This is a genomic window from Albimonas marina (genome assembly GCF_029223255.1).
Lineage (GTDB): Bacteria > Pseudomonadota > Alphaproteobacteria > Rhodobacterales > Rhodobacteraceae > Albimonas.
Map to the genome: position 1 here is coordinate 630,357 of NZ_JARHUC010000004.1, position 19,946 is coordinate 650,302.

Annotated in this window: 17 protein-coding genes; 12 read left to right on the forward strand and 5 right to left on the reverse strand. The window is 74.7% G+C overall.

The genetic code is table 11. The features are described from left to right. Window positions 1–11: 11 nt before the first annotated feature. Window positions 12–1,136 (forward strand): M20/M25/M40 family metallo-hydrolase, encoded by a 1,125-nt coding sequence (locus P2H44_RS14345; RefSeq protein WP_275764442.1) that lies wholly within the window; start codon window positions 12–14, stop codon window positions 1,134–1,136. A gap of 230 nt (window positions 1,137–1,366) precedes the next feature. Here P2H44_RS14345 and P2H44_RS14350 read toward each other — a convergent pair whose 3' ends face one another. The 4 genes from P2H44_RS14350 to P2H44_RS14365 form a co-directional block, all read right to left on the reverse strand. After that, entirely contained in the window at window positions 1,367–2,140 is a 774-nt protein-coding gene (locus P2H44_RS14350) for an SDR family NAD(P)-dependent oxidoreductase (protein ID WP_275764443.1), read from the reverse strand. Window positions 2,141–2,160: 20 nt separating this feature from the next. Beyond that, complete coding sequence (locus P2H44_RS14355) at window positions 2,161–3,000, reverse strand: alpha/beta fold hydrolase (protein WP_275764446.1); 840 nt, start codon at window positions 2,998–3,000, stop codon at window positions 2,161–2,163. Then, window positions 2,997–3,374: a hypothetical protein gene (locus P2H44_RS14360; RefSeq protein WP_275764448.1), complete on the reverse strand. Its 378-nt coding sequence runs from the start codon at window positions 3,372–3,374 to the stop codon at window positions 2,997–2,999. Before P2H44_RS14360 ends, P2H44_RS14355 begins: the two co-directional genes overlap by 4 nt. Before the next feature lie 151 nt (window positions 3,375–3,525). Further along, window positions 3,526–4,461 carry a LysR substrate-binding domain-containing protein gene (locus P2H44_RS14365; RefSeq protein WP_275764450.1) on the reverse strand — a complete coding sequence of 312 codons (936 nt, stop codon included), beginning with the start codon at window positions 4,459–4,461 and terminating at the stop codon, window positions 3,526–3,528. A gap of 107 nt (window positions 4,462–4,568) precedes the next feature. On the opposite strand from P2H44_RS14365, the gene P2H44_RS14370 reads away from it, so the two are divergent. The 7 genes from P2H44_RS14370 (at window position 4,569) to P2H44_RS14400 (ending at window position 13,083) form a co-directional block, all read left to right on the forward strand. Next, complete coding sequence (locus P2H44_RS14370; protein ID WP_275764451.1) at window positions 4,569–5,750, forward strand: acyl-CoA dehydrogenase family protein; 1,182 nt, start codon at window positions 4,569–4,571, stop codon at window positions 5,748–5,750. Further along, complete coding sequence (locus P2H44_RS14375; RefSeq protein ID WP_275764452.1) at window positions 5,747–7,843, forward strand: acetate--CoA ligase family protein; 2,097 nt, start codon at window positions 5,747–5,749, stop codon at window positions 7,841–7,843. The genes P2H44_RS14370 and P2H44_RS14375 overlap by 4 nt, the downstream gene beginning before the upstream one ends. Window positions 7,844–8,017: 174 nt before the next feature. Then, window positions 8,018–8,521 carry a hypothetical protein gene (locus P2H44_RS14380; protein ID WP_275764454.1) on the forward strand — a complete coding sequence of 168 codons (504 nt, stop codon included), beginning with the start codon at window positions 8,018–8,020 and terminating at the stop codon, window positions 8,519–8,521. Beyond that, a complete protein-coding gene (locus P2H44_RS14385) occupies window positions 8,518–10,011 on the forward strand; it encodes a GAF domain-containing protein (RefSeq protein WP_275764456.1) in 1,494 nt (497 codons plus the stop codon). Before P2H44_RS14380 ends, P2H44_RS14385 begins: the two co-directional genes overlap by 4 nt. A gap of 223 nt (window positions 10,012–10,234) precedes the next feature. After that, window positions 10,235–11,635, forward strand: coding sequence for an FAD-binding oxidoreductase (locus P2H44_RS14390; RefSeq protein ID WP_275764458.1), 1,401 nt, complete (start codon window positions 10,235–10,237; stop codon window positions 11,633–11,635). Between the two features lie 51 nt (window positions 11,636–11,686). After that, the gene (locus tag P2H44_RS14395; protein ID WP_275764460.1) at window positions 11,687–12,253 is read left to right on the forward strand and encodes a c-type cytochrome; all 567 of its coding nucleotides are present in this window, start codon (window positions 11,687–11,689) and stop codon (window positions 12,251–12,253) included. A gap of 35 nt (window positions 12,254–12,288) precedes the next feature. After that, window positions 12,289–13,083 carry a hypothetical protein gene (locus tag P2H44_RS14400; RefSeq protein WP_275764462.1) on the forward strand — a complete coding sequence of 265 codons (795 nt, stop codon included), beginning with the start codon at window positions 12,289–12,291 and terminating at the stop codon, window positions 13,081–13,083. A 73-nt stretch (window positions 13,084–13,156) separates the two neighbouring features. On the opposite strand, the gene P2H44_RS14405 is transcribed toward P2H44_RS14400, so the two are convergent. Next, window positions 13,157–13,798 (reverse strand): TetR/AcrR family transcriptional regulator, encoded by a 642-nt coding sequence (locus P2H44_RS14405; RefSeq protein ID WP_275764464.1) that lies wholly within the window; start codon window positions 13,796–13,798, stop codon window positions 13,157–13,159. A gap of 262 nt (window positions 13,799–14,060) precedes the next feature. On the opposite strand from P2H44_RS14405, the gene P2H44_RS14410 reads away from it, so the two are divergent. From P2H44_RS14410 to P2H44_RS14425, 4 genes are all read left to right on the forward strand, one after another. Beyond that, window positions 14,061–14,567, forward strand: a complete 507-nt coding sequence (locus tag P2H44_RS14410; protein WP_275764466.1) for a (2Fe-2S)-binding protein — start codon at window positions 14,061–14,063, stop codon at window positions 14,565–14,567. Further along, complete coding sequence (locus P2H44_RS14415; RefSeq protein ID WP_275764468.1) at window positions 14,564–15,574, forward strand: FAD binding domain-containing protein; 1,011 nt, start codon at window positions 14,564–14,566, stop codon at window positions 15,572–15,574. The genes P2H44_RS14410 and P2H44_RS14415 overlap by 4 nt, the downstream gene beginning before the upstream one ends. Next, window positions 15,567–17,828: a xanthine dehydrogenase family protein molybdopterin-binding subunit gene (locus P2H44_RS14420; protein ID WP_275764471.1), complete on the forward strand. Its 2,262-nt coding sequence runs from the start codon at window positions 15,567–15,569 to the stop codon at window positions 17,826–17,828. Before P2H44_RS14415 ends, P2H44_RS14420 begins: the two co-directional genes overlap by 8 nt. 200 nt (window positions 17,829–18,028) lie before the next feature. Next, entirely contained in the window at window positions 18,029–19,942 is a 1,914-nt protein-coding gene (locus P2H44_RS14425; RefSeq protein ID WP_275764473.1) for a calcium-binding protein, read from the forward strand. Window positions 19,943–19,946: the final 4 nt, after the last annotated feature.

Genomic DNA, 19,946 nt, shown 5'->3' on the forward strand with positions numbered 1-19,946 from the left:
GGACGACCGACATGGATATCGACGCGCTTCCCTTCGACGCCGACGCGATGCTCAAGGGACTCAACGCCTGGGTGGCGCAGGAGAGCCCGACTTGGGACGCCGGCGCGGTGAACGGGATGCTGGACATCGCCAGCCGCGAGCTCGCCGAGCTCGGCTTCATGATCGAGCGCATCCCCGGCTCGATGGGCCTGGGCGACGTGCTGCGCGCGACCCAGCCCAACCACCCCAGGGCCGGCGAGAAGGGCGTGCTGATCGCGGGCCACATGGACACCGTCCACCCCGTCGGCACGCTCAAGGACCTGCCGATCCGGCGCGAGGGCGACAAGGCCTACGGCCCCGGCATCTGGGACATGAAGTCGGGCAACTACCTGTCGCTGGAGGCGATCCGCCAGCTGAAGAAGGCCGGCATCGAGACGCCCCTGCCGATCACCGTCCTGTTCACCCCCGACGAGGAGATCGGCACCCCCGCCGCCCGCGGCATCATCGAGGCCGAGGCGTCGCGCGCCCGCGCCGTGCTGGTGCCCGAGCCGGGCAAGACCGGCGGCGGCGTCACCTCGGGCCGCTACGCGATCGCGCGCTTCAACCTCAAGGCGCTGGGAATCCCGTCCCATTCCGGCGCCCGGCTGAAGGAGGGCAAGTCCGCGATCCGCGAGCTCTGCCGGCGCATCGAGCAGATCGAGAACATGACCACCGACGACTGCACCTTCTCGGTCGGCGTCATCAAGGGCGGCCAGTGGGTGAACTGCGTCAGCTCCTCGGCCTTCGGCGAGGCGCTGTCGATGGCCAAGGAGCAGGCCGACCTCGACCGCGGCGTCGAGGCGATGCTGGCGCTCAACGAGCCGGGCCTCTTCGAGGTGACCCGCGGCGTCACCCGCCCGGTCTGGACCCTCGACGACGGCACCCGCGAGCTGCTGGCGATGGCCGAGGACTTCCACAAGCAGGTGGGCATGGGCTTCTCCCACGCGCCGTCGGGCGGCGGCTCGGACGGCAACTTCACCGGCGCGATGGGCGTGCCGACGCTGGACGGGCTGGGCACCGAGGGCGAGGGCGGCCACACGCTGCACGAGCACATCATCGTCCCCACGCTCGCCACGCGCGGCAAGGTGATGGCGGGGCTGCTGGCGACGCTGTCGTGATTCCTCGCGCCCCGGGCCGCCGCGCCCGGGACGAGACTTCCCCTCCCCCCGCGGGGGAGGGGGCCGAGCCCGCAGGCGCCCTGCGGGCGGGCTCGGGCCCCCGGCGCGGGGCGCGCCCCGACGCCTGCCGCCTGCGCCGGTTGCAGGAGGGGGGGCGCCGACGCAAAAGGCGCGACGCAGCCCAACCCGACAGCAGGGGCCGGTCGTCCGTTTCTCGAAAAGGACCGGTCTCAGCGCGCGGTGATGCCGCCGTCGACCGGCAGCGCCGCCCCGGTGACGAAGGAGGCCTCGTCCGACAGCAGGAACAGGGCCGCGGCGGCGATCTCCCGCGGCTCGGCGACCCGCTTGAGGGGGACCACGCCCAGCGTCGCCTCGGTCACCTCCTCCAGCGTCTTCTGCGCCGCGTCGGGGCGCGAGCCGAAGGTGTGGAACATCGGCGTCATCACCGGCCCGGGGCAGACCACGTTGACCCGGATGTTATCGTCGGCCAGCCGCAGGGCCAGCGCCTTGGCGAAGCCGATCACCCCGTGCTTCATCGCCGAGTAGACCGGCGAGTAGCGCGAGCCGATCAGCCCCGCCGTCGACGACGTGTAGAGGATCGAGCCGCCCCCCGCCGCCCGGATCCGCGGAATCGCGGCTTCGGTCGTCGCCATCACCGAGCGCAGGTTGAGGTCGAAGGCGAGGCTCAGGTCCTCCTGCGCCATCCCCTCCACCTTGCCCGGCCCGGGGTGGCCGAGGTGGTTCCACAGGAAGTCGATGCGCCCCAGCGCCTCCTCGGCCTGCGCCACGATCGCCTTGGCGGCGGCCACGTCGCGCAGGTCGGCGGAGATGGCGACGGCGCGCCCGCCCGCCGCCTCGATGCCGGCGACGACCTCCTGGGCCGCGGCCTCGTCCCGGTCGACCACGGCGACGGCCGCGCCTTCGGCGGCGAACATCTCGGCCCCCGCGCGGCCCATGCCGGAGGCGGCGGCCGTGACGATGCCGGCGCGGTTCTTCATGCGCATGGGGGCGCTCCTGTCAGGTCTTACGCGGCGCGGATCCGGTCGAGGACCGGGCGCAGGTGGTCGAGGAAGGCGGCGGGGTTCTCGCTCATCGGGAAGTGGCCCATCGCCTCCATCAGCGTCCACTCGATCCCCAGCGCCTCGGCCAGCGCGCGGGTGTCCTCGGGCGAGCAGGAGTAGTCGTATTCGCCGGTCAGCAGGTGGATCGGGCACTTCGAGACGTCGATGCGGGCCACCCGGTCGCGGAAATCGCCGTCGACGGTGTAGTAGAACAGGTCGCCGCGGAACACGCCCGGGCCGCCCTGCATGTAGTGCCAGCGGGTCTCGTCGCGCTCCGCCTCCGGACTGTTCGGCGCCATCAGCCCGTAGGCGATGGCCCCGCAGACCTCGCCGCCATGCACGTCGGCCCGATGCAGCCAGGAGGTGTCGTAGTAGGGCGGCACCGCCGCCCCGCTCTGCAGCCCGATCAGGGCGCGGAACCGCTCCGGCGCCCGCTCCGCCAGGTGCAGCACCACGCGGCCGCCGATCGAGCAGCCCATGACCACGGGCGCCTCCAGCTCCAGCGCGTCGCACATGGCGAGGATCTGCGCCACGTAGCCGTCCGCCGTCAGGCGATAGTCCTCGTCCACCGTGCCGGGGCTTGGCGAGCTCTTGCCATGCCGGGGCATGTCGTAGGCGATGACGCGGAAATGGCGCGTCACCTCCGGGTCGTTGAGCACCGCGCGCCATTGCCGCCCATCCGCGCCGGCGGTGTGCAGGCACAGGAGCGGAATGCCCTCGCCCGCCTCCTCCCAGTAGACGCGGTGGGGGCGGCCCTCGATCTCGACATGGCCGTAGCGGCCTGTGATGGGCTCGACCTTCATGCCGCGGGCCCGCCGTCGGTCCGGGGGCGCAGCGAGGCGAGCAGCAGCTTGAAATACATCAGGTTCGCCATCAGCGGATGCAGGTTCCCCTCGAAGCGCATCACCCCCCGGCGCACCAGCGCCATCAGGTCGTGGGCGCCGGGCGGAGGCACGGCCTCGAGGAAGCGGCGCCACTCGTCGGCCGGCGCCGACAGCGCCACGTCCCACGACGGCATCACGAAGGGCCCGGCCTCGACCGAGACCACCGCGCCGCCGCGGATCACGACCAGCGTCTCCGCCTGGTCGGCGCGCAGCATCACCCGGGCGTTCAGCCCGCGCGCGCGGGCGGCGAGGGCCGTGCCCTCGCCTCCGGTTCGCTGAAGTTCGGCGAACATGCGTCCTCCCCGGACCTGGCCGTGCCTTGGCCGCGCATCGGGATGCGCGGCGCCCCCTTCCTAGCGGCGTCGCCCGCGCCGGGCGAGCGGCCGGTGCGCAGGGCGCCATAACCTCAGTTTATCGCCCGCGCCGCCGAGACCCCCGCCGCGCTCAGGCCCCCGCCGCCTTGCGCGCCGCGCCGGGAAAGAACTCCGGCGCCTCTCCGGCGGTGGTCAGCAGCCAGTCGACGAAGCGCCGGGTCGAGGCCGCGGCCGAGGTCATCGTGGGCCAGGCCACCCAGAACGCTGCGCCCGTGCGCCAGGGCCGGTCGAAGGGGCGCACCAGCTCGCCCGCGGCCAGCTCCGCCTCCAGCAGGTCGAGCTGCCCGACCGCCAGCCCGAACCCCTGCCGGCAGGCGGAGTAGGTGAGCAGGGAGCTCTCGAACTCCGTTCCCGCGTGGGGGTCGATCTCGACGCCCGCCTCGCGCGCCCACAGCTCCCACTCCTGCCGGCGGTACTTGGAATGCAGAAGCTCCGCCCGCGGCAGGTCGGCCAGCGTCAGGGCGCCGCCGAAGCGGGCGAGGTAGGCGGGGGCGCAGACCACGTCCACCACCTCGTCGAAGAGCTTCCGCGCCCGGGCGTCGCGCCAGGCCCCGTGGCCCAGCTGCAGGGCGGCGTCGAGATGCGCGCCGCGGAAATCCAGCGGCTCGACCTTGGTGTCGAGGCGGATGCGCACCTCCGGATGCGCGTCGGTGAAGCCCTTGAGGCGCGGCAGCAGCCAGTGGTGGGCGAAGCTGGGATAGAGGCGCAGGTTGACCGTGTCGCGCCCCTCGTCCGCCAGCATCCGCGCGGTCGCGGCCTCGAGCTGGTCGAACAGGCCCGCGATCTCGTGCCCGAAGGCGCGCCCCGCCTCGGTCAGCTTCACGGAGCGCGAGCCGCGCTCGAACAGCTTCACCTCCAGCCAGTTCTCCAGGATCGCGATCTGCCGGCTGATCGCCACCTGGCTGACCCCCATGTGCTGCGCCGCCGCCGTGAAGGTGCGGTGGCGCGAGGCGACCGCGAAGGCCCGCAGCGGGTTCAGCGGCAGGTTGCGGTAGGGGCGATCCATAAGCTGCGGTTTCCCGAGGCTGAGATATGCGGGGTTTCCAGAACCGATGCTTGGGCTAGGCTCCGCGCCCGATCAATCCCCTTCCGCCACCGGAGCTCCGCGTCCGCATGGATTTCAACCTGACCGACGACCAGCGCATGTTCCGCGAGAGCGTTCAGCGCCTGGCCCGCGCCGAGCTTGCCGAGGGCGCCGCCGCACGCGCCCGCAGCCATGACTACCCCTGGGCCGTCGCCCGCCGCTTCGCCGAGGCCGGCCTGCTGGGCATCACGCTCGCGGAGAAGGACGGCGGGCAGGGCGGCACGCTGGTCGACGCGATCCTCGCCATCCAGGCGGTGGCCGAAGTCTGCCCCCGCTCCGGCGACGTGGTGCAGGCCGGCAACTTCGGCCCGATCCGCACCTTCTGGGAATACGCGACGCCCGAGCAGAAGGAGCGGTTCCTGCCCGACCTGCTGGGCGGCCGCGCCGCGATCTCGCTGGGCATGACCGAGCCGGACGCCGGCTCCGCCGTCACCGAGCTGAAGACCTCGGCGAAGGACGACGGCGACCACTGGATCGTCAACGGCCAGAAGATCTTCGGCACCCACTCGGCGGAGGCGAACCTGTTCCTCGTCTACGTCCGCTTCGGGCCGGGGGTGGACGGCATCGGCTCCCTCCTGATCGAGAAGGGGACGGAGGGGTTCGAGATCGGCAAGCCGTCGGCCTTCATGAACGGCGAGGACTGGGCGCCGTTGTATTTCCACGACTGCAAGGTGCCCAAGGCCAACACGCTGCTGGGCCCCTGCGGCTTCAAGAAGCAGATCGCCGGCTTCAACGTCGAGCGGCTGGGCAATTCCTCCCGCGCCGTCGCCTGCGGCCGCCACGCCTTCGAGGTCGCCCGCGACTACGCCCTGACGCGGCGCCAGTTCGGCCGCCCGATCTGCGAGTTCCAGGGCCTGCAATGGAAGTTCGCCGAGATGGCGATGCGCCTCGACGCCGCCCAGCTGCTGCTGATGCGCGCCGCGGTGAACGCGGCCGACGGCCTGCCCTCGGCGCAGGAGACCGCTATGGCCAAGCTCGCCTGCAACGAGGCCGGCTTCTTCGCCGCCAACGAGGCGTTGCAGGTGATGGGCGGCCACGGCTTCTCCGAGGAGAGCACGGTGCAGTACTGCGTCCGCCGCACCCGCGGCTGGCAGATCGCGGGGGGCTCGACCGAGATCCTCAAGAACCGCATCGCCGAGGGCGTCTTCGGGCGCCGCTTCTCCCAGCGCGCGCCGAAGCCCGTGCCGCTGGAAGGGACGGCCGCCGAATGACCGCGCCCGCCCGCGCCGAACTGCTGCGCGCGCTGACCGATCCGGCATCGGTCGCCATCGTCGGCGCCTCGGACAACCCCGCCAAGCTCCAGGCGCGGCCGATGGACTTTCTGCGCCGCCACGGCTTCCGCGGCGCGGTCCACCCGGTCAACCCGGGGCGCGAGACGGTGGCGGGCGCCCGCGCCTATCCGCTGGTCAGCGCGATCCCCGAGCCGGTGGACCACGCCTACCTGCTGGTCGGCGCCGAGGCGGCCGAGAGCGCGCTGAGCGACTGCGCGAGCGCGGGGGTGAAGGTGGTCAGCCTCCTCGCCGACGGCTTCGCCGAGGCGGGGCCAGAGGGGCGCGCCCGCCAGGACCGGCTGGCCGCCCTCGCCGCCGAGGCGGGGATCCTGCTGATCGGCCCCAACTCCACCGGCGTGGTGGCGACCCATTCCGGCTTCTCCTGCACCACCAACGCCGCCTTCCGGCTGGACGCGCTGCGCCGCGGCCGGCTCGCGGTGCTGTCGCAGAGCGGCAGTCTGATCGGCACGCTCCTCTCCCGCGGCGAGGCCCGCGGCCGCGGGTTCTCGACGCTGATCTCGGTGGGGAACGAGGCGGGCGCCGGTGTGGGCCAGCTCGGCTCCCTCCTGCTCGACGACCCGCACACCGACGCGTTCCTCCTGTTCCTCGAAACCATCCGCGACCGCGAGGCGCTGGCCGAGTTCGCCCGCGCGGCCCATGCGCAGGGCAAGCCGGTGGTCGCCTACATGATCGGCGCCTCGGAGGAGGGGCAGGCGCTGTCCGTCTCCCATACCGGGGCGCTGACCGGATCCTCCGCGGCCTGCGCGGCGCTGCTGCGGGGGCTGGGGATCCGGCAGGCCGAACAGTTCGAGACGCTGCTCGACGCGCCCCCGGCGCTGGCCCGCGCGCGCCTGCCCGCGGCGCGGCCGCGCCAGGTGACGGTGGTCTCGACCACCGGCGGCGGCGGGGCGATGCTGATCGACCAGATGGCCGCGCGCGGCGCGCGGATCGCCGGCCCAGGCGACGCGGCGCGCGCGAAGCTCCAGGCGCAGGCGATCCCGATGGGTCACGGCAAGCTGGTGGACGTGACGCTGGCGGGCACGAACTACGCCACGATGAAGGAGGTCGTCTCGACGCTCGCCGCGGACCCCGAGACGGGGCTGCTGCTGGTCTGCATCGGCTCCTCCGCCCAGTTCCAGCCGGACCTCGCGGTGAAGCCCATCGTCGATGCCGTGGCCGAGGCGCCCGAGGGCGCGGCCCCCGTCATCGCCTTCCCGCTGCCGGAGGCGACCGACGCGCTCGCGATGCTCGAGGCCGGCGGCGTGCCCACCTTCCGCTCGGTCGAGGTCTGCGCCGAGACGGCGGCCATGCTGCTCGCCCCCTGCGCCCCCGCCCCGGTCCCCGACGGCCCCCTGCCGCCTCGCGCCGCCGCATTGCTGGACCGCGCGCCGGCGGGGGTGATGGACGAGCTCGACGCGGGCGAGGTCTTCGCGGCCCTGGGCGCGCCGCGGCCGCGGCAGGCGCTGTTCGACCTTGACCTGCCCATCGTCGATCCGGGGCTGGGCTGGCCGGTGGTGGCCAAGCTCGTCTCCGCCGACCTGCCCCACAAGACCGAGGCCGGCGCGATCCGCGTGGGCGTCCCCGACCTGCCGGCCCTGCGCACGGCCGCGGCCGAGATGCGCGCCGCCGCCAGGGCCCATGCGCCGGGCGCCCGCCTGCGCGGCCTGCTGGCGCAGGAGATGCGCCGCGGGCTCGGCGAGGCGATCGTCGGCGTCTCCCGCGATCCGCTGGCGGGGCCGGTGGTGACCGTCGGGCAGGGCGGCGTGCTGACCGAGATCTACCGCGACGCCGCCGTGCGCCCCGCCCCCGTCACGGTCGAGATCGCGCGCGAGATGCTGGCCGAAGTCCGCGGTTTCGCCCTCCTGCGCGGCTTCCGCGGGGCGCCCGCGGGCGACCTCGAGGCGCTGGCGCGGCTGGTCGCCGACGTCTCGCGCATCGCCCTGCACCCGCGGGTGGAGGAGGCCGAGATCAACCCCGTCCTCGTGGGGACTGACGGCGTCGTACTGCTCGACGCGCTGGTGCGGCTGGGCTGAGCCGCTCTGGCGCGCCGCGCCCCCGTTGCCGACGCCGCCCTGCGGGAGTATCGAAAAGCGGAAACCCCTCCCACGGGTCGGAGGGGGCCGGGGCCTTCGCGCATGTCCAGCGATGCGGACGCCGTTTCCGTTCCGAACCCGCCGTCCGGCGCCGCGCCGCGGGACGTGGGCCCGATGTCGGCCGAGCTCGCGGCCTTCGCCTCCAGCGGCGTGACCGTGCTGCTGGGGGTGGGCGACATCGCCGGCCGCCCCATCGCCGCCGTCGCCGGCGCCTGCGTGCCGGACCCCGAGGCGGGCGAGCTGCGCCTCTACGTCGACGCCGCCGGTCCCGGCGCCGCGCGCCTGCTGGCGGCGGTGCGCGCGGGCGGCACGGTGGGGGCGAGCTTCACCGACCTCTCCCACCGCTCGATCCAGGCCAAGGGCGCCCGCGCCCGGCTGGAGCCGCCGACCGCCCGCGACCATGCCGAGTACCGCCGCCAGGTCCGCGGCCATGCCGAGTGGCTGGCGACCGCGGGCTTCTCGCCGGGCTTCTGCCACGCCTTCAGCGACGTCGAGGAGAGCGACGCGGTGATGATCGTCTTCGCGCCCGAGCAGGTCTTCCACCAGACCCCCGGTCCGGGCGCGGGCGAGGCGATCCCGGTCTCCTCCGCCCCCCGACGACCGGAGGCGCCGCGATGAGCCCGCGCGCCTCGGCCTCCGGCGCGGCGGCGGAGCGGGAGGCGCCGCTGCCCGCGCCCGATCCCGCCCTCTGGCCCGGCGTCGCCCATGCCGGCGGCGTGGGCGCCCCGGCGCCCGATGCGCCCGTGCCCTCGATGGACCTGCTGCGCAACGCGATGGAGGGGGTGTCGGCCTCGGCCCTCGCCACCTGCGATCCGCAGGGGATGGTCAACATCTCGATCATCTCGCAGGTCCACTACGTCGATCCGCAGCGGGTGGCGCTGAGCTACCAGTTCTTCAACAAGACCCGCCGCAACCTGCTGGCGACGGGGCGCGCCTCGGTGGTCATCACCGACCCCGAGACGGTGGCCCAGCACCGGCTGGAACTGGTCTACGAGGAGACCCGCACCGAGGGCCCCCTGTTCGAGCAGATGCGCGCCGAGCTGATGGGCATCGCCTCCCACTCCGGCATGGACCGGGTGTTCCGCCTGCGCGGCGCCGACGTGTTCCGCGTCGAGGCGGTCGAGGTGGTGCGCCCCCCGGTCCTGCCGCCGCCCGCGCCCCATCGCAACCTGATGGCGGTGGCGCGGCGGGTCTTCGCCTCGATGGCCGAGTGCCGCGAGCTGGGGGAGCTCTTCGACCGCACGCTCGCCTGCCTGGAGGCGGACCTGGGCGTCGAGCACGCGATGATCCTGCTGCAGGACGACGATCCCGGCGAGGGGGAGGGCGGGCGCCTCTACGCCATCGCCACGCGGGGCTATCCGGCCTCGGGCGTCGGCTCGGAGGTGGCGCTGGGCGAGGGGGTGGTGGGCGTCTGCGCGCGGGAGCGGGCGCCGATCCGCATCAGCCACATGACCGCGGCCTATGGCTACGTCGCCGCGATCCGCGACAGCGCCCGCAGCGCCGGGCTCGACTGGGAGGCGCGCACCGCGATCCCCTTCCCGGGGCTCGCGGCGCCGGCCAGCCAGCTCGCCCTGCCGATCCTGCGCGACGGGCGCCTGTTCGGGGTGCTGCTGTGCGAGAGCCCCCGGATGCTGCGCTTCTGCCACGACGACGAGGACGCGCTGGCCCTGATCGCGGACCACCTGGGCGCGCTGGCCGCCCTGCTGCCCCAGGCGGGCCACGCGCCGGAGGGCGCCCCGGCCCCCGCCTGCACCGGCGAGGACGCCTGCCCCCCGGCCGTCACGGTCCGCCATTTCGCCTTCGACGACAGCGTGTTCCTCGACAACGACTATCTCATCAAGGGGGTCGCCGGCGCGATCCTGTGGCGCCTGCTGCGGGAGCATGCCGCGACGGGCCGGGTGGAGTTCAACACGCGCGAGCTGCGCCTCGACCCCTCCCTGCGCCTGCCCGAGCACGCCGAGAACCTCGACGCCCGCCTGGTCCTGCTGCGCAAGCGCCTGGACGAGCGCGAGGCGCCGATCCGCCTGATGAAGAGCGGCCGCGGCCGCTTCCGCCTGGCCATCGCCGTGCCGGTCGAGCTGGAGAGCGCGGAGCCGCCCGCGGTCTGAGCCGAAGGCCTCGCCGCGCGGCGCCCCTCTCCCATCCCGCCGATTTCATTTGTGCGCTTACTATTCTTTTAGCGTTCCGTGCGGGAACGTTTAGCAAGCCTCTCGCCCCCTGCGGGCCTATCCCCGTCGCATCGAAACCGCTCCTCCCCCTGGCGCTCGCCGCCGCGCCGAGGAGCCGCCCGCGAGGACGCCGGGCCCGGCCCCGCGCCGGGATCCCGCAAGGATGGACGAGATGCAGATCGAGACGCTCCGCGCCCAGGTGCGCGGCATCGTGCTGGCCGCCGGAGAGCCCGGCTGGGAGCTGGCGCTGGAGACCCTGCTGTGGAACGGCCGCAAGCCCGCCCGGCGCCCCGCGGCGATCGTGCGCGCGGCCGACGTCGAGGACGTGCGCCACGCGGTGCGCTACGCCGCGGCCAACGGGCTGACGGTCAGCCCCCGGGGCGCCGGGCACAACTGGTCGGGCGCCGCCCAGCAGGCCGGCGTGGTGATCGACCTCGCCGGCCTGGACGAGATCCGGGTCGACGCCGCCGCGATGACGGCCGAGGTCGGCCCCGGCGCCACCAACCGCGCCCTCGTCGCGGCGCTGGAGCCCCACGGCCTGGGCTTCCCCGTCGGCCACTGCGGCTCGGTCCCGATGTCGGGCTACCTGCTGGGCGGCGGCATCGGCTGGAACGCCGGGCGCTGGGGCGTGGCCTGCATGCGGGTCGAGAGCGTCGAGGTGGTGACCGCCGACGGCGCGCTGCTGACCGCCTCGGCCGAGCGCAACGCCGACCTGTTCTGGGCCGCCCGCGGGGCGGGGCCGCTGTTCTTCGGCGTGGTCGTGGGCTACCGCCTGCGCCTCGCGCCGGCGCCCAGGGCGATCCGCACCGGCGTCTGGACCTGGCCGCTGGAGGCGCATGAGGACGTGGCCGCCTGGATGCAGGCGACCATGGCCTGGGCGCCCGCCTCGGTGGAGTTCACCGCCAAGTTCTGCGCCGCCCCGCCGCCGCTGGCGCTGGTCTCGGCCAAGGTCGTGATGGCCATCGCCACCGTCTTCGAGGACGCGGCGGAGGCCGGCGACGCGATCCTCGCGCGCATCGGCGCCGCGGCGCCCGCCGGGGCGCTGGAGGCGCAGGTCGGCCTGCCGACGCCGATCCCCGCCCTCTACGACCTGATCGACGCGGGCTTCCCGCGCGGGCGGCGCATGGCGGTGGACGCGATGTGGTCGGACGCGGCGCCCTCGGCGCTGTTCGGCGCCATCGCCCGCGGCGTCGCCCGGGCGCCGGACGCCGAATGCTTCGGGCTGGGGGTGGTCCGCTCCCCCCTCGCGCCGGTTCCCCCGGCGGGGGCGGCGGCCTTCTCGATGATCGGCCCGGTGTTCGGCGCGCTCTACGCCATGTGGCGCGACCCCTCCGGGGACGCCGCCGGCCGCGCCTGGGTCCGCGGCGTCGCGCGGGAGGCCGCGCCGGCGGTGAAGGGCGTCTACGTGGGCGAGGCGGACCTCGCCGCCCCCGGCCGCCTCGCCCAGGCCTGGACGCCGGAGGCGCTGAGCCGCCTCGCGGCCCTGCGCGCCCGCCACGACCCCCGCAACCGCTTCCGCCGCGAGTTCGCGGAGCCCGGTTGCGAGGAGACGGCCGCCGCCTGAGCGCGGCCGCCTCCCCCCTTTTCATTGTCTCAAGACCAAAGGAGCGCCGCGATGAGCGAGCGACCGAACCCCCTGTCCCTGCTGGCCGTGCGCCTGGGCGCCGTCCTCTCCGTCTCCGCCGTCGCGCTGCTGACGCTCTGGGCGCCCGATCTCGCGCCCCGGGCGCAGGCGGCTTCGCCCGCCGCGGGCGGCGAGGCCGAGCTGCAGGCGCGGGGCGCCTACCTGCTGCGGATCATGGATTGCGGCGGCTGCCACACCCCGCGGGACGCCCAGGGCGCCCCGCGCGAGGACGCGGCCCTGGCGGGCGGCGACATCGGCTTCGCGATGCCGGGCTACGGCATCGTCTGGCCGCCGAACCTGACCCCCGACGCCGCCGGCCTCGGCGGGTGGAGCGACGCGGAGATCGCCGAGGCCCTCACCGCCGGGCGGCGCCCCGACGGGCGGACGCTGGCGCCGGTGATGCCCTGGCCCGCCTACGCGGGGCTGGACGAGGCGGACCTCGCCGCCCTGATCGCCGGCCTGCGCGCGCTGCCGGCGGTCGCCAACCGCACCCCGGACCCGGTCGAGGAGGGCGCCCCCGCCCCGGCCCCCTATTTCACCGTCGCCCTGCCGCAATGACCCCGGCCGGGCGCGATTCCAGCAAGGAGTCCGCTATGAAACGCATCCTCAGGCGCGGGGCCGCCGCGGCGCTCGCGCTGGCGCTGGGCGGGACGCCGGCCTTCGCCACCACCGTCGCCGACGCCGCGCTGGACGTGACGCTGTCGAACTTCTCGTCCAGCTTCGTCTCCTGGTCGCAGGGGGAGGAGCCGCAGGTCCGGTCCAGCCGCGCGCTGGGCGGCGGCTGGGCGAGCGAAGGCTCGATCGTGCAGGCGCAGAACCGCTCGATCATCGCCGCCAGCGCAGGCGTCGACGCCCGCACCGGCGCCCCCATCGATCTGGGCGAGAACCGGGTCGAGCTGGTGCGCACCTTCACCCTGGTCAATCCCACGCCCTACGTGGGCAGCTTCGGTCTGCGGGTGGACTACGCGCTGACCGCCTCGGTCCTCGGCGACGTCTGGGGCGGCGTCTCGGGCGACGTGGCGACCGGCGAGGTCGGCCGCGCGCAGGCCGCGATCAGCTTCCTGCGCCTGGACGCGACCGATGACGGGGGCTTCGCGGAAAGCGCCTTCTACACCCCCCGAAGCCTTTCCGTGGACTACGGGCTGGAGGGCGATTCCCGCTTTCCCGCCAGCGGCAAGGCGGCCTTCTACGCCTCGATGCAGGTCGATCCGGGCGAGGTCGTGCACCTGCGCGTGGTCGCCTCGGTCTCGGCGGCGGTCTACGCGGCGGAGGGGGCGCAGATCCCGCCCTCGGAGGTCGTTGCGACGCCGGCGCCCCCCGCGCTGGCGCTGCTGGGCGCCGCGGCCGGGGCGCTGGGCCTCGCCGCCCGCCGACGCCGCGCGGCCTGATCCCCCCTCTCGTCGCCGCGCGGCCCCGCCCGCCCCTCTCCCCGGGGGGCGGGCGGCTTCGCGCGCGGAGGCGTCACTCGGCGGCAGGCTGCGGGCGCAGGCCGTCCACGAAGACGTCGAGCAGGCGCAGCACGGCGGGCTGCCAGTCCTCGGCGTCGATCGTGTAGCAGAAGCCGAAGAGGGCGCGCATCACGTCCGCGGGGGGCACGTCGGCGCGCATCGCGCCGGCCTCCACCGCCCGGCCCACCAGCGCGTCCACCGCGTCGAGCAGCATCACCCGGACCTCGGCGAACAGAGGCTCGGACGTGTCGAGCGCGGGCGACAGCACCGCCACCATCCCCTTCTTGGTCGCCACCATCCCCACCGCTGCGCGCAGCCAGCGGCGCAGCGCCTCGACCGGGTCGTTGGCCTGCGCGAGGCTCGCGGCCAGGGCCGAGAGCTCCTCGGCCTCGCGGCGGTAGACGGCCAGGAACAGCGTCTCGCGCGTGGGGAAGTGGCGGTAGAGCGTGCCGATGCCCACCCCCGCCCGGCGCGCCACCGCCTCGAGGCTGGCGTCGGGACCGCCGGCGGCGAAGATCTCCCGCGCGGCGGTCAGCAGACGCTCGCGGTTGCGCAGGCTGTCGGCGCGCGGCTTGCGGGGCGCGCGGGCGGCCCCCGACTTCGAGTCCCCGGACTTCGCGTCCACGGTCTTCGCGTCCACGGTCTTCGCGTCCACGCTCTTCGCCGCGCCGGCCGTCGCGTCGCCGGCCGGCGCGCGCTCGATCCCGGGGGCCTTCGCCCCATGTCTTCCGCCGTCGCCCATGCCTCTCCGAGACGACCTGCGCCGGTCGCCCTTGAAAAGCGGAGGGTGCCTCCGCATATTCTCGCCAAGGCCGCGTCCGCGGTCGACGCGGACGGGGCCCGATCCCTTCCGTGGCACAGCCCCGCCCCAAGGTCGACTCGAAACCAGACCGCCTCCAGGCCAACGGGAGCCCCCCATGACCCATCCGACCGCCTTCACCCTGAACGGAGAGCGGCGCGAGATCGCGCTGGACGATCCCCGCGTCACCCTGCTGGACCTGCTGCGCGAGCGGCTGGGCCTGACCGGAACCAAGAAGGGCTGCGACCGCGGCCAGTGCGGCGCCTGCACCGTGATCGTCGACGGCCGGCGGGTGAACGCCTGCATGACCCTGGCCGCCACGCTGGACGGCGCCGAGGTCGTCACGATCGAGGGGCTCGCCCTCGACGGCGCCCTGCACCCCGTCCAGCAGGCCTTCATCGACCATGACGGCTTCCAGTGCGGCTTCTGCACGCCGGGCCAGATCATGTCCGCCGTCGCCCTGATCGCCGAGGGCGAGGCCGGCGCCGACCCCGAGCGGATCCGCGAGGGGCTGAGCGGCAACCTCTGCCGCTGCGGCGCGCACAAGGGCATCGTCGAGGCGGTGCTGAACGCGCAGGCGAAGCTCGAGGGCCGCGCGTCCGACGAGAAGGAGGCCGCGGCATGAACCGCTTCGACTACCTGCGCCCCGCCACGGTCGAGGAGGCGGTCGCCGCCGCCGCGGCCCCCGGCGCGGCCTACCTGGCCGGCGGCACCAACCTGCTCGACCTGATGAAGGTGGGGGCGGCCTCGCCCTCGACGCTGGTCGACGTGACCCGCCTGCCCGGCCTCGACGCGATCGAGGACCTGCCGGACGGCGGCCTGCGCATCGGCGCGATGGTCCGCAACTCCGACGTCGCCCGCGCCCCCGCGGTCCTGGCCCGCTTCCCGATGGTGGCCGAGGCGCTGCTCTCGGGCGCCTCCGCCCAGCTGCGCAACGCCGCCACGGTGGGGGGCAACATCCTCCAGCGTCCCCGCGCCGCGCTGTCGGGCGGGCTCGCCGGAGAGCCGCGCGAACATGCGGTGCTGGGCTGGACCGAGGCCTGCCGCTCGGTCCACCCCTCCGACTTCGCCGTGCCGCTCGCCGCGCTGGGCGCGGTGCTGGAGATCGCGGGGCCGGACGGGCGGCGGCAGACGCCGCTCGCCGCCTTCTTCTCCCTGCCCGAGGGCGCGCCCGAGGCGGTCGCCGACCTGCGCCCGGGCGAGCTGGTCACCGCGCTGATCCTGCCGGCGGAGGCCGCGGGCCTCGCCGCCCACGCCCGCTACGTGAAGCTGCGGGAGCGGACCTCCTTCGCCTTCGCCCTCGTCTCCGCCGCCGCGGCGCTGGAGATCGAGGGGGGCGCGATCGCCCGCGCCCGCCTCGCGCTCGGCGGCGTGGCGCACCGGCCCTGGCGGGCGGAGGCGGCGGAGGCCGCGCTCGTCGGCAAGGCGCCCGGCCCGGATGCCTTCGCCGAGGCCGCCGCCCTGGCGCTGGCCGAGGCCAAGCCCAGCGGGGACAACGCCTTCAAGATCGAGCTCGCCCGCCGCACCGCCGCCCGCGCCCTGGCGCTGGCCGCGGCGGGGACGCCCGCGCGGATGCCGGCCCTGCCGGCCTCCCCCTTCGACGCCGAATACGGAGCGCCCGCCCATGTCTGACACGACCGCTCCGGGCCTCGCGCCCGCCACGCCGACGCGCCTCGGCTCCAACGCCGGCCAGCCGCTCAGCCGCCGCGACGGCGTGCTGAAGGTGACCGGCGCCGCCACCTACGCCGCCGACAACCTGCCCGACGGCTGCCTGCACGCGGTCACCGCCACCGCGCCCGTGGCCCGCGGCCGGCTGGTCGGGCTCGACGTCGAGGCCGCCCGCGCCCATCCGGGCGTGGTCGCGGTCTGGACGCATGAGAACCGCCCCCCGCTCGCGGACGATCCCGACTCCACGCCCTTCCCCTTCGCCTTCAAGATCGACGCGCTGCAGAACGACCGGGTCCGCTACGCCGGCCAGCCCGTCGCCTTGGTGGTGGCCGAGACGCTGGAGGCCGCGACCGAGGCCGCGCGCCTGCTGAACCCGCAGGTGGAGGCCGAGGCCCCGCGCCTGGGGCACGCGGGCGGCGAGGCCTACGAGCCCCAGAGCGTCGGCGTCGGCGCGCCCCCGACCCACGTGGTCGGCGACGCCGAGGCGGCGCTCGCCGCCGCCGAGCGGACCTTCGAGGGGACCTGGGACACGCCCGACCAGTACCACAACGCCATGGAGCCCCACGCGATGGTGGCCCGGTGGGACGGCGACGCCCTGACGCTCGACGTGCCCAACCAGGCGCCGGTGATGGCGCGGGCCATGTTCGCCCGCTTCTTCGGGATCGCGCCCGACCGGATCCTGATCCGCACGCCCTTCCTGGGCGGGGGCTTCGGGTCGAAGGCCATTCCCACGGGGCCCTACGTGCTGGCGATCCTGGCGGCGCGGGAGCTGGGGCGCCCGGTGAAATACGTCTTCCGGCGCGAGCAGATGTACGGCCCCACCGGCCATCGCGGCGCCACGCGCCAGACCCTGAAGATGGGGATGGACGCGCAGGGGCGGCTCTCGGCCCTGCTGCATCACGCCGACAGCTTCACCTCCAGCTTCGACGAGTTCCTGGAGCCGGCGGCCAACGTCTCCAAGAACCTCTACGCCGCGCCGAACCTGAAGGTGACGCACCGCGGCGTGCGGGTGGACAAGGGCACGCCCATGGCGATGCGGGCGCCGGGGGAGGCCTCGGGCTCGGCCGCGCTGGAATGCGCGGTGGACGAGGCGGCCTATGCGCTGGGCCTCGACCCGCTGGAGTTCCGGCTGCGCAACTACGCGGAGGTGGACCCCGCCACCGGCCTGCCCTTCTCCTCCAAGGCCCTGCGGGAGTGCTACGCCCAGGCGGCGGAGGCCTTCGGCTGGGCGGGGCGGCCGCTGGAGCCGCGCTCGATGACCGACGCGCAGGGGCGGCGGCTGGGCTGGGGCATGGGCACCGCCCAGTTCCCCGCCACCTTCTTCGCCGCCCAGGCCCGGGCCACGCTTCGCGCCGACGGCACCGCGCTGGTCGAGACCTCGGGCGTCGACATGGGGCAGGGGGCGTGGACCGCGCTCGCCCAGATCGCGGCCGACGGACTGGGGCTCGACATCGACCAGGTGGAGTTCCACTCGGGCGCCTCGAACCTGCCCGACGCGGGCATCGCCGGCGGCTCGGGCCACACCGCGACCGCGGGCTCGGCCCTTCATGCCGCAGGCTCGGACGCGATTGGGCGGCTGACGGAGCTGGCGACCAACGACCCCGAGTCGCCCCTCTTCGGCGCCGGCAACTCCGGCGTCGTCGCCCGCGACGGCCGCCTGCACCGGCGCGACGACGAGAGCCGCTCGGAAAGCTACGCCGAGATCCTCGCCCGCGCCGGGCAGGAGGTCGTGGTGGGCGAGGGCTCGTCCTCGCGCCCCGAGTCCGAGGGGCAGGCGCACGCCTTCTTCTCCCACGGGGCGATCTTAGCCGAGACGGCGGTGGACCCCGAGCTGGGGCAGGTGCGGGTCACCCGCATGGTCGGCGCCTTCGCGGCGGGGCGGATCATCAACCCCAAGCTGGCCCGCAGCCAGCTGGAGGGCGGGATGATCTGGGGCCTAAGCTTCGCCCTGCACGAGGAGGCGGTGCACGACCCCGTCACCGGGCGCATCGCCAACGCCGACCTCGCCGGCTACCACGTCCCGGTCCATGCCGACATTCCCGAGCTGAAGGTCCTGACCGTCCACGAGGACGACGCCTTCGTGAACGCGCTGGGGGTGAAGGGCGTCGGCGAGCTGGCGATCTCGGGCGCGGTCGGCGCCATCGCCAACGCCGTCTGGCACGCCACCGGCAAGCGCCCGCGGCGCTTCCCGATCCGGCTGGAGACGCTGATCGACTGACGCCGCCGCCCGGCGGAACCGCGCGCCCGTCCCCGGCGGACCGGGGGCGGGCGTCTTCATTTATGCTGTTGAATTATCGGCCGGATGTGGCGCCGACGCCGCTGCGCGAGGCGAGATGAACGCCGGAGCCTCGCCGGCGTTGGACGGGAAGCGGCCGCCGGGTCAACTGGCGGCCGGCCTTCATTCCCGGACCCGTCCCGATGCCCGATTTCAACCTGATCTCCGGATCGCTCCGCAACGACGCCCAGATCCTCGACATCGTGGGAACCTCGGACGGGGGCGCGGCCGTGCTCTTCGTCAACCTCTCGCTGGAGAGGGAGGACGATTCCGAGATCGACCGCCTGTGCCTCGCCTTCTTCCGTCCCGACGGCTCGGGCGGGCTGGCGGCGGCGGGCGCGCCGAAGGTGATCGAGTCCGAGAACCCCTCCGACCTCTCGCTGGTCGCGGGGATCGCGCCGACGGACGACGGCGGGATCCTGTTCCTCGGCCGGCGGCTGAACGGGGTCGAGACGCCGGTCTCCCGCTTCACCGCGCGCCTCTTCGACGACGAGGGCCGGCAGGTCGCCAGCCGCTCCGAGAAGTTCGACGGCCAGATCTCGCCCTCGGCGTTCCTGGAGCGGGGCGCGCCGGACGAGGGCGCGCAGCCGACGGTGTTCATGGCCGGGACCGGGGAGCTGTTCGGCTTCAACCTCAAGACCGGCCGGATGCTGGCGCTGAACCAGTCGGTCCCCACCGACGCGCGGGTGCTGGCGCTGGACGACGGCACGCTGGTGCGCACGCCCTCGCTGTTCGATCCGGCGAACTTCGCCTCCGGCTTCACGCTCGAGAGCGTGGCGGGCACGGGATCGGACGTGGACCTCGACTTCCTCAACGTCGCCACGCCCTTCACGCCGACCTTCTCCTCGGCGGGCAACACCGCCGCGGCGCTGATCACCTTCGGCGGGCTGCGGCTGGCGGTGGCCAAGCCCGATGCGGGCGCGGCGGAGGAGGCGGCGCTCGACTTCCTCGCCGGCGCGGACCTGCTGCCCGCGGCCGGCGCGGTCGAGATCGCGGGCGTGGGCTACGCGGTCGCCATGGCCTCGACCTTCAGCGGCGAGGCGCAGGTGCAGCTGGTCGACTTCGACGGCGACCTGATCGCCACGGCGGTCGCCCCGGGGGCGGTCTCCGGCGCGGCCACGGCCCTGCGGGTCGTCTCGCTGCCGCAGGCGCCGGGGGAGGGGGTGCGGCTGCTGATCGCCTCCATCGCCCTGGAGAACACCGCCGACGGAAGCCGCGACGCCTCCACCGCGACGACGGTCGACCTGCAGCCCCAGATCGACGTGACCGGCACGGTGCTGGACGACTTCCTGACCGGCTTCGACAAGGAGGACGCGATCCGCGGCGACCGCGGCGACGACCTCATCTTCGGCCACGGCGCCGGCGACTTCCTGTTCGGCGGCGACGGCGACGACCGGATCGAGGGCGGCGACGGCGCCGACCTGATCTCGGGCGACGCGGGCCGCGACAAGCTGTTCGGCGAGGCGGGGAGCGACCAGCTCGACGGGGGCGAGGGCGCCGACAAGCTGGAGGGCGCCGGCGGCGCGGACCTGCTGGAGGGCGCCGAGGGCTCCGACGCGCTGGACGGCGGGGGCGGGAACGACACGCTGAACGGCGGGTTCGGGGTCGACCGGCTGCTGGGCGGGGGCGGCAAGGACGCGCTCGACGGCGGCGACGGCGACGACCTGCTGGACGGCGGCGGCGGCAAGGACCGGCTGGTCGGGAGTCTGGGCTCGGACCTGCTGCACGGCGGCAAGGCGGCCGACCGCTTCGTGTTCCTGTCGGTCGAGGACAGCCCCGCCGGCCAGGAGCTGGACCTGATCGACGACTTCTCGCGCCGCGAGGGCGACCGGATCGACCTGACCGGCATCGACGCGCGCGAGAGCACGGACAAGGACGACGCCTTCAAGTTCATCGGCAAGGCCGCGTTCTCGGAGCGGGCGGGCGAGCTGCGCCTGAAGATCCTCGACGACGGGGGCCAGTTCGTGCTGGCCGACGTGGATGGCGACGGGCGCGCCGACTTCACCCTCGGGGTCGAGGCCGACGCGACGCTGCGGGCGGGGGACTTCCTGCTCTAGCCCC

Bases quoted from the DNA above. Each gene is read 5' to 3' on its own strand.
- P2H44_RS14345 (WP_275764442.1), top strand. From the start codon at position 12: ATGGATATCGACGCGCTTCCCTTCGACGCCGACGCGATGCTCAAGGGA.
- P2H44_RS14350 (WP_275764443.1), bottom strand. From the start codon at position 2,140: ATGCGCATGAAGAACCGCGCCGGCATCGTCACGGCCGCCGCCTCCGGC.
- P2H44_RS14355 (WP_275764446.1), bottom strand. From the start codon at position 3,000: ATGAAGGTCGAGCCCATCACAGGCCGCTACGGCCATGTCGAGATCGAG.
- P2H44_RS14360 (WP_275764448.1), bottom strand. From the start codon at position 3,374: ATGTTCGCCGAACTTCAGCGAACCGGAGGCGAGGGCACGGCCCTCGCC.
- P2H44_RS14365 (WP_275764450.1), bottom strand. From the start codon at position 4,461: ATGGATCGCCCCTACCGCAACCTGCCGCTGAACCCGCTGCGGGCCTTC.
- P2H44_RS14370 (WP_275764451.1), top strand. From the start codon at position 4,569: ATGGATTTCAACCTGACCGACGACCAGCGCATGTTCCGCGAGAGCGTT.
- P2H44_RS14375 (WP_275764452.1), top strand. From the start codon at position 5,747: ATGACCGCGCCCGCCCGCGCCGAACTGCTGCGCGCGCTGACCGATCCG.
- P2H44_RS14380 (WP_275764454.1), top strand. From the start codon at position 8,018: ATGTCGGCCGAGCTCGCGGCCTTCGCCTCCAGCGGCGTGACCGTGCTG.
- P2H44_RS14385 (WP_275764456.1), top strand. From the start codon at position 8,518: ATGAGCCCGCGCGCCTCGGCCTCCGGCGCGGCGGCGGAGCGGGAGGCG.
- P2H44_RS14390 (WP_275764458.1), top strand. From the start codon at position 10,235: ATGGACGAGATGCAGATCGAGACGCTCCGCGCCCAGGTGCGCGGCATC.
- P2H44_RS14395 (WP_275764460.1), top strand. From the start codon at position 11,687: ATGAGCGAGCGACCGAACCCCCTGTCCCTGCTGGCCGTGCGCCTGGGC.
- P2H44_RS14400 (WP_275764462.1), top strand. From the start codon at position 12,289: ATGAAACGCATCCTCAGGCGCGGGGCCGCCGCGGCGCTCGCGCTGGCG.
- P2H44_RS14410 (WP_275764466.1), top strand. From the start codon at position 14,061: ATGACCCATCCGACCGCCTTCACCCTGAACGGAGAGCGGCGCGAGATC.
- P2H44_RS14415 (WP_275764468.1), top strand. From the start codon at position 14,564: ATGAACCGCTTCGACTACCTGCGCCCCGCCACGGTCGAGGAGGCGGTC.
- P2H44_RS14420 (WP_275764471.1), top strand. From the start codon at position 15,567: ATGTCTGACACGACCGCTCCGGGCCTCGCGCCCGCCACGCCGACGCGC.
- P2H44_RS14425 (WP_275764473.1), top strand. From the start codon at position 18,029: ATGCCCGATTTCAACCTGATCTCCGGATCGCTCCGCAACGACGCCCAG.